The organism is Pantoea wallisii (genome assembly GCF_002095485.1).
Classification (GTDB): domain Bacteria; phylum Pseudomonadota; class Gammaproteobacteria; order Enterobacterales; family Enterobacteriaceae; genus Pantoea; species Pantoea wallisii.
Genome location: NZ_MLFS01000093.1, coordinates 1 through 11,560, shown reverse-complemented (window position 1 = coordinate 11,560; position 11,560 = coordinate 1). Strand labels below are relative to the sequence as shown.

10 protein-coding genes are annotated in these 11,560 nt (G+C 57.0%); 8 read left to right on the top strand and 2 right to left on the bottom strand.

Annotated features, from left to right (window positions below):
• Positions 1 to 3,998 (top strand): trifunctional serine/threonine-protein kinase/ATP-binding protein/sensor histidine kinase (locus HA48_RS20975; protein WP_128603043.1); only part of this gene is annotated, 3,998 nt, incomplete at its 5' end.
• A 49-nt stretch (positions 3,999 to 4,047) separates the two neighbouring features.
• Here HA48_RS20975 and HA48_RS20970 read toward each other — a convergent pair.
• Complete coding sequence (locus tag HA48_RS20970) at positions 4,048 to 4,662, bottom strand: response regulator transcription factor (RefSeq protein WP_128603042.1); 615 nt, start codon at positions 4,660 to 4,662, stop codon at positions 4,048 to 4,050.
• A 345-nt stretch (positions 4,663 to 5,007) separates the two neighbouring features.
• Between HA48_RS20970 and HA48_RS20965 the strand changes: the two genes are divergently transcribed.
• The 3 genes from HA48_RS20965 to HA48_RS20955 all read left to right on the top strand — a co-directional run bounded on the left by HA48_RS20965 (position 5,008) and on the right by HA48_RS20955 (position 7,396).
• Positions 5,008 to 6,129: a porin gene (locus HA48_RS20965; RefSeq protein ID WP_128603041.1), complete on the top strand. Its 1,122-nt coding sequence runs from the start codon at positions 5,008 to 5,010 to the stop codon at positions 6,127 to 6,129.
• 45 nt (positions 6,130 to 6,174) lie between these two features.
• Entirely contained in the window at positions 6,175 to 6,726 is a 552-nt protein-coding gene (locus tag HA48_RS20960) for an NADPH-dependent FMN reductase (RefSeq protein ID WP_128603040.1), read from the top strand.
• 274 nt (positions 6,727 to 7,000) lie between these two features.
• Positions 7,001 to 7,396, top strand: coding sequence for a helix-turn-helix domain-containing protein (locus HA48_RS20955; protein WP_158086980.1), 396 nt, complete (start codon positions 7,001 to 7,003; stop codon positions 7,394 to 7,396).
• 27 nt (positions 7,397 to 7,423) lie between these two features.
• On the opposite strand, the gene HA48_RS22730 is transcribed toward HA48_RS20955, so the two are convergent.
• Positions 7,424 to 7,792, bottom strand: a complete 369-nt coding sequence (locus HA48_RS22730) for a tautomerase family protein (RefSeq protein WP_244182921.1) — start codon at positions 7,790 to 7,792, stop codon at positions 7,424 to 7,426.
• Positions 7,793 to 7,888: 96 nt separating this feature from the next.
• On the opposite strand from HA48_RS22730, the gene HA48_RS20945 reads away from it, so the two are divergent.
• The 4 genes from HA48_RS20945 to HA48_RS20930 form a co-directional block, all read left to right on the top strand.
• Positions 7,889 to 9,418, top strand: a complete 1,530-nt coding sequence (locus tag HA48_RS20945; RefSeq protein ID WP_128603038.1) for an ABC transporter substrate-binding protein — start codon at positions 7,889 to 7,891, stop codon at positions 9,416 to 9,418.
• On the top strand, positions 9,415 to 10,350 hold the full coding sequence (locus HA48_RS20940) for an ABC transporter permease (RefSeq protein ID WP_128603037.1): 936 nt from the start codon (positions 9,415 to 9,417) through the stop codon (positions 10,348 to 10,350). The genes HA48_RS20945 and HA48_RS20940 overlap by 4 nt, the downstream gene beginning before the upstream one ends.
• Positions 10,347 to 11,132: an ABC transporter permease gene (locus HA48_RS20935; RefSeq protein WP_128603036.1), complete on the top strand. Its 786-nt coding sequence runs from the start codon at positions 10,347 to 10,349 to the stop codon at positions 11,130 to 11,132. The genes HA48_RS20940 and HA48_RS20935 overlap by 4 nt, the downstream gene beginning before the upstream one ends.
• Positions 11,129 to 11,560 (top strand): ATP-binding cassette domain-containing protein (locus HA48_RS20930; protein WP_128603035.1); only part of this gene is annotated, 432 nt, incomplete at its 3' end. The genes HA48_RS20935 and HA48_RS20930, both read left to right, overlap by 4 nt.

The following is an 11,560-nucleotide window of genomic DNA, read 5'->3' as shown; positions in this document are numbered from 1 at the left end:
GTGCCAGCGCCTCAACGCTTATCGCGATTACGCCGGAACCGCTATCGGTAAAAAGTATTGCACGCTGGCTGGCCGGCATCTTCCATACCCGCAGTGCGCTGACCAGCGAGCTGGCGGAGATCATCTGTGAAAAAACCGCCGGCAATCCGCTGGCGACCCAGGCATTTTTCCGCCAGGCCGTGCGCGATAAACACATCACGCATCATGCTTCGTTTAAGTGGACCTACGATGCGCAGGCCCTGAGAAACAGCCACTATACGGCCAACGTCGCTGCCGGCGTACTGGCGGATGTGCAGCGGCTGCCGCAGCCGGTGCGTGAGCTATTGGGCAAACTCGCCCTCAGCGGGGCCAGCGGTGACCTGTGCGTGATCGGCAAAATAACGCAGCAGAGCGAAACGGAACTGGTGCAGTGGCTGCAGCCCGCGGCAGAGCTGCGGCTGATTGCGCTGAGCGGGAGCGGCTGGGCGTTTATGCATAACAGCGTGCATGAAGCTGCGCTGAAATTGATCTCCCCTGATGAGAAAGATAGTTTTCACTACGCCGCCGCCTGCTACTACATGCAGGCGTGCAGTGACGACGTGGCGAACACGCTGCTGTTCCGCGCCGCACACCATCTGGTCTCAATACGGCACATCGATACGCTTGCCGCCGATGCTGCTGACTTTAGCCAGCTACTGCTTCAGGCGACACGACGGGCAAAAAATACCGGCGACTATGCCTCCGCGCTGCGCTACCTGCACTTCGCCGGCCTTATCAATCAGCATGCCAACAGAGATAGCGGCAATGCCTGGCTGCTGGAAGAGGCCGAGTGCGAATTTCTCAACGGTAATCTCACGGGTGCGATGACGCTGAGCACGAAAATTCTGGCTACGCCGGGTGACATCACGGATAAAGCCGAAGCGGCCGGCCTGATGGCGGAAATTCACATGCGGCAGTCAGACAGCCAGCTGGCGCTGGAGACGGCACTCGCCTGGCTGGCCGTGTTCGGCATCCGGCTAAACCGTCACCCCAGCCAGGCGGAGTGTGATGCCGCGCGCATCATCCTGAAAGATGATGTGGGCAAAAATCCCTATACGCGTTTTCGCTCTCTGCCCCGCGTAAATTGTAAAAAGACCGAAGCCATCATGAATCTGATGGCCAACGCCAGCACCTTCTCTGCCTTTGTCTGCCCGCGCCTGCAATTTATGATTTTGTGTCAGTTGCTGCATCTCACCATGGCGCGTGGTCTGAGCGGTGCCTCAACGTTAGCACTCTCCTGGTATGGCGTGGTATGCGGCGATCAGTATGATGAGTACAGTCGCGGCTTTGCCAGTGCGCTGCTGGCACGTGAACTGGTCTACAGGCACGATTTTGTCAGCTATAAAGCGCGTACGCTGCTGCCGCTGGACCAGGTGAGCGTCTGGACCATGCCACTCACCTATGCCATTGAGCGTGCCAAAGCGGCCTTTGACGTTGGCGTGGAAATTGGCGATCGGACATCAGCCTGTCTGGCGCTGCGCCATTTGGTGATGAATTACCTGGCGCGGGGCGATCATCTTGAGGGCGTTTGCACCTCGATCACGCGCGGAATGAGCTATGTGCACAAGGCGCAGTACCGCGACGTTGAGATCGTGCTGGGCATGCAGTTTGACTATGTGATGTTCCTGCGCCAGCCGCGCGGCGAAACCTTTAGCGGCGATCACTTTTCGCCACCCGATCTTGACCACAGCGCGCAAAAATTTGCCGTTGAACCTGTGCTGCTGATGCAGTTCTGGACGCGCCTGTATAAAGCGATGGCGCACTTCTTTGCCGGAGAGTACGCAACGGCCGGTCAGCACTTTGCCGACGCGGCACCCTTCACCGCGTTTATTCCGGGCCATGTCCATTTGCTGGATCTGCATCTGTACAGCGCGCTGTCACTCTCTGCGCCGCTGCAGCCCGAAACCTTTACCGATGCGCATCGGCAGACTCTGCTGCGGCATCTGGAAAGGCTGCAGATATGGTCGAATGAGAACGAGAAAACCTTTGCGGATAAAGAGGCGCTGCTGCGGGCCGAGCTGTTGCGGTTAGAGGGCGAAGGTGCGCAGGCGATGGAGATGTATGAAAGAGCGCTGGATCTCTCCCGCCGGGGTGAATTTCACCATATTCATGGCCTGACGTGTGAGCTGGCGGCGCGCGCCGCTGACGCCCGCAGTATGCGCTTCGCGGCAGAGGCTTACATCAAAGGGGCAATAGCCGCCTGGGATCGCTGGGGAGCTGGCGCCAAAGTACACCAGCTGGAAACGCGCTATCCGCATCTGGCGCACCCTGACGCACCCGGCGCGCTGAACACCGTCACCTTTGAGCAGAGTGCGGCGATCGGCGATCTGCAAAGTATGGTAACTGCCATGCGTGCGCTGACCGAGGAGATCAATCTTGATCGCCTGATCCATACCCTGATGGTCATGCTGGTGGAGCGTGCGGGGGCGCAGCACTGCATGCTGATTCGCCTGATTGACGGCGATGTACCGGAGATTCAGGCCCGGGCTTCGACGCTGGCAGAGGGTATCCGCGTCAATATTGTCCGCGAGGTACCGGTAGCGACCGATCTGCCACTTTCAGTACTGAGCGCGGTTATTCGCACCGGTAAAGAGATTCGCACCGGCAAGCCAGAGGTATTTAGCCCTTTCAGCCAGGACAACTATCTGGTCGCTTCCGGTGCGGCGGTGATGTGCGTGCCAATGTTCCGGCAGGCGCAGATGGTAGGCGTGCTGTACCTTGAAAACCGGCTGATGCCGGATGTCTTTACCGCCGAGCACTCGCGCATCGTCGCCATGCTGGGTGCGCAGGCGGCGGTTTCACTGGAGACCGCGCGGCTCTATGCCGAGCTGATGGACGAAAACATCCAGCGGCGCAAAATCGAGAAGCAGCTGCGCGCCAGCCAGACATCGCTCATGCTGGGTGAAAAGATCAGTAATACCGGGACCTGGCACTGGCTGATGGAGCCGGACGTGCAGTACATCTCTGATGAATATAAACGCATCATGGGGTTACCGGATGAGCAGACCACCACCTCTATGGCTGAGTTTCAGCGGCGCGTTCACCCGGATGATATACAGTGCCTGAAGGCGTTGATTGATACGCAATCCAGTCAGGGCCTGATCATGCAGGCGGAGTTTCGCATCATCCGTGACGACGGTGAGTGTCGCTACATCAAGGGCATTGGTGAAGCCGTGGATAACTGGCCGGAGACGCGGGAGTATTTTGGCACGCTGACGGACATTACCAGCCAGCGGATGTCCGAAGATGCCGCGCGAATTGCGCAGGCGGAGCTGGCACGCGTCGCCCGTGCCACCACTGTCGGTCAGCTGACATCCTCTATTGCCCATGAGATCAATCAGCCGCTGATGTCGATCGTTGCGAATGCCGGCGCCAGTCTGCGCTGGCTCAAGCGCGAGCCGGCGAATCTGGAGAATGCGAGTTCCAGTCTGGAGGAGATTCTCCGGGAAGGGCGGCGTGCCGGGGATATCATTCGTGGCCTGCAGGCGCTGACGCGAAATCAGGCGGCGGAGTTTGCGCCCGCCAGCCTGCATCAGCTGGCGCGGGATATTCTGAACCTGTCGCGTATGGAGCTGGAGCGACGTTTCGTTTCACTGGAGCTGGATTTCAAAGCGCAGTGCGATGAGGTGTTCTGTGAGCGCATTCAGATACAGCAGGTGCTGCTGAATCTGATCATCAACGCCATTGAAGCCATGGCAGAGAACAGTGGTGGCCGCACGCTGCGTCTGACGTCCTGGCATCCTGCTGAAAACGTCATCCGTTTTGAGGTTGCAGACAACGGTACGGGGTTAACGGCGGAGGTGATCGGCAAGATTTTTGAGTCGTTTTACACCACCAAAGCTGAAGGCATGGGCATGGGGCTGACCATCAGTCATGAGATTATTAAGCGGCACGGCGGGGAGATTCATGCCGAAAACGCGCCCGCCGGCGGCAGCCTGTTCTGGTTTACGCTGCCAGTGAATAGCCCGCCAGCATCATGATACGTGCACCCGTTGCTCGCGGCGGGTGCGGCGTTAACGTGAGAAACGGCTACTTGTCGTCAAGCAGGTGCAGCTTCTCCGCTGTTCTCACCAGCTCTGAGACTGAGCGCACCATCATCTTTTCCATTACTCTGCGCTTGTGCACTTTGGCGGTGATCTCACTGATACCCATCTCAGCGGCGATCTGCTTATTCAGCAACCCCTGCATCACCAGCTGCATCAGCTCCCTTTCGCGCGGGGTCAGTGACTGATAACGGCCGGTCAGCAGCAGCTTTTCCCGGGCGGCGGCATCACTTTTTTCCGAAAGCGCCATCGCATCGGCGATAACCTGTAGCAGGGCATCCGGCATCACCGGCTTGGTCAGGAATTCAAACGCACCCGCTTTCATCGCTTTAACTGTGATGGGAATGGTGCCAAAACCGGTGAGGAAGATGGTTGGAATAGAGTAACCGCGCCCCATCAGCGTTTGCGACACATCGAAGCCATCCAGACCGGGCATATTCAGGTCAACAATCAGGCAGGAGGGGATAGAATATTCCGCTTCGCTTAAAAAGTCAGCGGGAGAGGTGTAAGCAAGGACATTATAGCCTTCTGAACCCAGAAGGTTTTGCAGCGAACTGATGACGGAAGCATCATCATCAACAAGATAAACTGTTTTATCCATAAATACTCATTCTGACTTATGTGCACTCTTTTGTACTGAACAGGCAATATACCTCCGCCAGGATAAATTAGATACTGCGTAAAACTTATATCAGAATGCATCGGATACTCAACGCACAGCTGGATCTGATAATAGTCCTGCTGTTTGTAAGTGTTTAAAAATAAGGCAAAAGCACTCATCGCGTTCAGCTCTGCGATAAGCTTGCAATTATCCGTTAGTATAACTATCCCTTGGTATAACTTTCTTTTCCGTCAGCCACGTCAGATAATCATCCGGACATTATGAGAACAATAATTTGGCCGAAAAGATCACCGGCCATGCGTATGTATTTTGAATGAGGGATGGATGAAGGCATTTTTTACGCCGCTGTTGGCATCATGTATTTTTTTATCAGGCAGTGCGTCAGCTGCGGAAATTTATAATAAAGACGGTAATAAACTGGATTTATATGGATTGGTGTCCGGGTTACGTTATTTCAGCAGTGATAAGCGTCAGGATGGCGATCAATCTTACATGCGTATCGGTTTTAAAGGGCAGACGCAGATTTCAGATACGCTGACCGGCTATGGACAGTGGCAAAGCCAGTTTAATGCCAGTCAGCCAGAGAGTGACAGCAATACCATGACTACCCGGCTGGGCTTTGCCGGTCTTAAGATGGGACGCTTTGGCTCGCTGGATTATGGTCGTAGTACTGGCGTGCTGTACGACGCGTTAAGCCAGACAGATATGCAGCCGGAATTTGATGCGCAGACCTATAACACCGATCAATTTATGTTCCGTCGCGGCAACAGTCTGGCGACCTGGCGCAACAGCGATCTCTTTGGCCTGGTAAGCGGGCTGGATGTTGCCGTGCAGTATCAGGGTAAAAATGAGGGCAGCGGTGAACCCGGCACACGGGATGTCCTTCGCCAGAATGGTGAGGGGTACGGTATGTCAGTGGCGTATGCCTTCGGCAACGGTTTCAGGGCCGTCGGGGCATTTACCCACTCCAGCCGCACCGGTGAGCAAAACGCGCGCAGTGGCATTATGGGCGAGGGCGATACCGCCGAAGCCTATTCCGCCTCGCTGAAATATGATGCGCACAATGTCTATCTCGGCGTGATGTACACCCAGGCGTATAACGCATCGCGTTTTGGTTCCCGTGGCGCGGGCGGTATTTATGGCTATGCCAACCAGACAAATATTGTTGAGGTGTTTGCACAGTACACGTTTGATTCTGGCTGGGTACCGTTTATTGCCTATAACCAGGCGCGCGCCAGCGATCTGGGCCAGGCCGGTAATGGACGGGTTTACGCCACGCAGGACCTGGTAAAATTTATCGATTTTGGCGGCTCATACCTGTTTAACCGCAATATGCTGGCTTATGTCGATTACAAACTTAACCTGATTGATAAAAGTGAATTTTCCCAGGCCGCGGGTGTATCAACTGACGACATTCTGGCGGTCGGGCTGGTCTATCAATTCTGACCGGCTGGCCATTAACCCCTTTTGCTGAGATCGCTGAGGATCACCATGAGCAATAACAACCTTAAATTTGTCACACTCACCTGTAGCCTGCGCGCCGGGTCATTTAATGCTGCCATTGCTCAGTCACTCCCGGAGCTGGCGCCGGCGGGCGTAACGTTTGCACCTTTGGGTTCACCGGGAGAGTTTCCACACTACAGCACTGATATTGAGGCGGAGGGCTTTCCGCCGGCGGTGCTTGCAATGGCGCAGGCGATAGCCGGGGCGGATGGTTTAATTATTATTACGCCGGAATATAACCACTCCATTCCGGGCGTGCTGAAAAACGCACTGGACTGGCTTTCACGGGTTTCACCGCAGCCGATTGCCGGTAAACCGGTGCTTATTCAGTCAGCCTCTCCGGGTAAATTGGGTGGCGTGCGGGCGCAAATACATTTACGCCAGATTCTCGGTTACTTTGATGCGCGTATATTGAACAAGCCTGAAGCCATTATTGGTGACGTGAGTGAAAAAGTTACTCAGGGTGTTCTGACTGACGAATCCACCCGACAATTTCTTGGCCGTCAGTTAGCGGCATTCAGCGAATTTGCTGCCAGATAATCACTGTGCTGGTTAAGTAAAGAGGCATTTTTACTCCGCGCTAAAAATAACTGCTGCTGACAGACTATTTTTAGCGCCTTTTCAGGGCCACTCAATCATGTCAGAAATCTCTGCAGTGCCTTATACCGGTAATAGTGCGCTTTGTCGTCAACAGCGCATGAATACGCAGCCCGTGAGAAGTATATTTACGGTAAAAGATGAACGGGTGCTGAGTTTATCTATTCCGGCCGCTGAAGCGAATGGAAAAGCGTTAATCATTAAGGCGGGAGCAGCTGTGCCATCTGATATGCGCATGAGTGCAGTATTCTGTGTAATTCAGGAGATGGTTGAGTGGATTGATCGCCACCTCGATCAGGCTCTTTCGGTAGAGAAGATCGCCGAAAGAAGCGGCTATTCGGTCTGGCATTTCCAGCGCAAATTTGTGCAGTTTACCGGTTTGAATGTTTATCATTACGTTCGCGTGCGCCGCGTCATCAATGCTACCTATGCGTTAGTGAATAGCGAAAAACGCATTCTGGAGATTGCGATCGACAACGGCTTCAACTGCCAGGCGTCGTTTACCCGTACGGTACGGGGAATAACGGGTTATACACCCGCCAGTATCAGAAGCCGTTTTAGCGCGGATCGGCAGCAGTGGCTAAAGCTGGTGGAGACGCTGCTCAATCCCTGACGACGATCTTTATCGAGGCGTTGTTATTCAACGCTCATCAAAGGGCACGCCGCCTTTGGCTTTAAGATGTTTGGGCGTTTCAATAATCGAGACCGTCACTGAGTTGGGCTCGACCTCAAAAGCATCCACCACCGCATGGGTGATAGCTTTCAGCAATTTTTTCTTCTGTTCAACCGTGCGGCCTTCCGCAGCATAAACAACGATCTCGGGCATAGCAGCATTTCCTTGTGGTTTAGTCGACCGGCTCAGCATAGCGCAGATCGCGACGCCGTGCCCGGAGTGGGAGCCTGTCAGGCCCGTCACAGCCTCTTCTGAACGGGTGCAGTATCCCGAAGTATTGGGGCGCGCCAGGTGCCCCGTTCCCGCAATTGCGAATCTCGACCAGCCCTCTTTCATGACAATTCCCTGCAACCCATCGGTGTAAAAATAAATATTGTTATGTTATAACGTAATTTCTCTGGGTGTTTTGTTACGAATTGTTCGGAAAAAACAATGAAATCAATGAAGAAATTGCTGATCGCTACGGCGCTCGGCCTGGCTTCGTGCGCGGTTGCGGCGGCCAGTCAACAGGACAAACCGGTGCGCATTGCCGCACCCTTCGAAATTAAAGGAACCGATCCGGCGCTGGTCGGCGACATTTTGCTGCGCATGGATGTCGTTGAAACGCTTATCGAAGTCAACGAGCGTGGGGAACCCATTACGGCGCTGGCGCAGAGCTGGCAGGTTTCACCTGACGGCCTGACGTGGCAATTCCAGCTGCGTAACGCCGTCCGTTTTCACGACGGTTCGCTGCTGGACGCGGCGGCAGTGGTTAAATCCCTGAATACCGCGCGCGGCAAAGCTGGCCTGCTGGATAAAACGCCAATCAACGCCATCAGCGGCAACGGCCAGAGTGTCACTATCACCCTGACGGAGCCGTTCACGCCGCTGCTGGCCGTACTGGCCGAAAGCCGATCGCAAATCCTTGCTCTCGCCAGCTGGGATGCGCAGGGCGCTATTACGCGCATTATCGGTAGCGGGCCGTTCAGGCTCACGGCGTTCAAGCCCCCGCAGTCGCTCTCCGTAGAGCGCTTTGATGATTACTGGGGGACGAAACCCGCCATTACTGCGGCCAATTACCTCTCCACCGGGCGCGCAGAAACCCGTGCGCTGCTGGCAGAGAGTGGCGATGCGGATTACGTCTTCAACCTTGATGCCGCCAGCCGTCAGCGCCTGGCGCGTAAAGCAACGTTACAGATCCCGGCAATTCCGGTGCCGCGCACCCTGATGCTCAAGCTCAATCTGGCCGATCCACGTCTGGCAGAGCAGCCGGTGCGCGCCGCTATCAGCATGGCGATTGACCGCAACGCCCTGGCGATGGCGGTGCTGCGCTACCCCGGTGCCGCCAGTCAGCTGTTTCCCGCCAGTATGGGCGAATGGCACAATGCCAGCCTCGCACCGCTTCAGTACCAGCCTCAGCAGGCGCAGCAGCAGCTACAGGCCGCTGGCTGGCAGCCGGGCCCCGATGGCATCCTGATGCGCAACGGTCAGCGATTTAGCCTGACGCTGCTCACCTATCCCGACCGCCCGGAGTTACCGCTGATGGCGATGGTCATCCAGCAGCAGCTACGCAAAGTGGGGATTGAGGTAAAAATCAACTCAACCAACGCCAGTGAAATCCCGGCGCAGCACCACAGTAATCAGCTGCAAATGGCGCTCTTCTCACGCAACTTTGCGCTGACGCCCGATCCTGGCGGCACGCTATTGCAGGATTATGGCGTCAACGGCGGCGACTGGGGTGCTATGAACTGGCATCCGCCAGGATTTGCTGACGCGCTGCACACCTTAACCCGATCCACGGATGCCGATGCCCGTGCGCAGGCTCGCAATACCATCACTGCCGCCATACAGCAGGATCTGCCGGTCATTCCGCTCGCCTGGTATCAGCAGGCGGTGGCGGTAAACAGCCAGTTGCAGAGTGTCAAGCTCGATCCCTTTGAGCGCCACTTTGGCCTGCGTGGCATGCGCTGGGGTGAGCAATGATGAAACAGCTAAGCTGGCGGCTGCTGCAGGCGATATTTGTCGTACTGGCCGTAGGATTGCTAACCTGGCTGCTGGTGCAGGCGTTACCCGGTGACATGGCGTGGCGCATCGCCTCGGGCCGCTACGGTTATGATCGTGTGGATGCCAGTGCGGTGGCGCTGGTGCAGCAGGAGTTAAGCGGTTCCCTGGCGCAGAGCGGCGCGCTGCTGCACTGGCTGCTGGATCTGCTGCAGTTCAATTTTGGTCGTTCGCTGGTATCCGGCGAGCCGGTTATGGATGAACTGCGCTGGCAGCTGGGCCAGACGCTGGCGCTGGCGGGTATCTCGCTACTGCTGGCGCTGCTGCTGACGTTACCGATCGGTATCTGGGCCGGCTGCCATCCGCACGGCAAAGTCGATCGCGCGCTGTTCTGGCTGACCTCAATGCTGAAATCCATCCCCCATTTTGCACTCGGCATGCTGCTGATCTTACTGTTTGCGTTGCAGCTTGACTGGTTACCTGCCGCCGGACACGGCGACGCGCATCACTTCCTGCTGCCGGCGCTCACGCTGGCCATCAGCCTGACGGCGGTAGGCGTGCGCGTGGTGCGTGAAGCCACCGTGCAGGTTGTCACGGCAGGCTACTACCGCTGGGGTGCACAAAAAGGGTTAACGCCGCCGCGACTGCTGCTGCGACACGGTTTACGCAACCTCGCTTCACCGGTGCTGACCTGGTTTGGTATGCAGTTTGTCTGGCTGGTCGAGGGTGTGGTAGTGGTCGAAACGCTGTTCGCCTGGCCGGGCATCGGCCACGCGTTGGTACACGCCATTTTTGCCCGTGATGTGCCGGTGATTCAGGCCAGCGCGATGACGCTGGGCTTACTGTTCGTGGTGCTGAATATGCTGGTAGACGCCGGTTGTCATCTGCTTGATCCGCGAGGGACGCGCGCGTGAAACTCTCCTTATCCAAACTGATCGGCCTGCTGCTGTTGCTCGCGCTGCTGGCCTTCGCCTTTCTGTTACCGCTGGTGCACGCGGGCGATGCGCTGCAACAGGATCTGCTGCAGATGTTGCAGGCGCCTGATGCCCGTCACCTGCTGGGGTTTGACCACCTTGGCCGTGACATGCTGACGCGACTCAGCGCCGCATTGCGTCTGTCGCTGGGGTTGGCGGCACTCTGTGTCATCAGCGCGATGCTGGCGGGCGTGCTGGCGGGTGTGGTAAGTGCCCTCTACGGGCGCTGGCCGGACCGCCTGTTTAGCCTCTTTGGTGATATGTGTCTGGCGCTGCCGGGCCTGCTGCTGGTGCTGCTGCTGGCCGCCATTGCTCCGGATGCGCCACAGATGCTGTGGCTGGGTATTTCACTGGTGCTGTGGGTGGAGTTTTTCCGCGTCACGCGCGCCACGCTGCGGCCTATCGTGCACTCGCCTGCGATGCAGGCCAGCAAATTGCTCGGTTTCTCGCCCGTTTACCGCTTTCTTCATCACTTGTGGCCCGCGCTGGCGCCGGTGCTGCTGACGCTCACGCTGTTCTCCTTCAGCAGCGCCATCATGGCGGTTTCAGCGCTCGGCTTTATCAGCGTAGGCGTGCGCCCGCCCACGCCGGAACTGGGCCTGATGATGACGGAGTTGCTGCCGTTTGCGTGGGAAGCACCGTGGCTGCTGATGCAACCGGTCGCCGCGCTGTTTTTACTGTTGATTAGCCTCAACCTGCTGATGAAAAAGGAGCGCGCATGAAAAGCTTACAGGTTAACGGCGTGAGCGTTAGCGCCGCAGAGGGTGTACTGGTAGAGCCGGTCAGCCTGGCGATTGCGCCCGGCCGGCCGCTGACGCTGCTGGGTGAGACCGGCTCCGGTAAGAGCCTGCTGGCGCAGGCCATCATGGGCATATTGCCACGCGAACTCCAGGCGCACGGCGTGGTGATTATTCACGGCGAGACCTATCAGCTGCCGCAGGATGTGCCGCGGCTGCGCAGATTATGGGGCCGTACGCTGGCCTCGCTGCCGCAGGAGCCGTGGTTGTCGCTTGATCCCACCATGCCAATTCAGCAGCAGATTGCGGAAGGGTATCGCTTTGTGCGCGGACAGTCACCAGTGGTCAGTGAGCATGCCGCCGGACAGGATCTGCAGCAGCTGGGATTGCAGCACGCCGCCCGCCGCTTTCCC

Excerpts from the sequence above, each read along its gene's own strand:
- HA48_RS20970 (WP_128603042.1), bottom strand. The coding sequence starts at position 4,662 with ATGGATAAAACAGTTTATCTTGTTGATGATGATGCTTCCGTCATCAGT.
- HA48_RS20965 (WP_128603041.1), top strand. The coding sequence starts at position 5,008 with ATGAAGGCATTTTTTACGCCGCTGTTGGCATCATGTATTTTTTTATCA.
- HA48_RS20960 (WP_128603040.1), top strand. The coding sequence starts at position 6,175 with ATGAGCAATAACAACCTTAAATTTGTCACACTCACCTGTAGCCTGCGC.
- HA48_RS22730 (WP_244182921.1), bottom strand. The coding sequence starts at position 7,792 with ATGAAAGAGGGCTGGTCGAGATTCGCAATTGCGGGAACGGGGCACCTG.
- HA48_RS20945 (WP_128603038.1), top strand. The coding sequence starts at position 7,889 with ATGAAATCAATGAAGAAATTGCTGATCGCTACGGCGCTCGGCCTGGCT.
- HA48_RS20940 (WP_128603037.1), top strand. The coding sequence starts at position 9,415 with ATGATGAAACAGCTAAGCTGGCGGCTGCTGCAGGCGATATTTGTCGTA.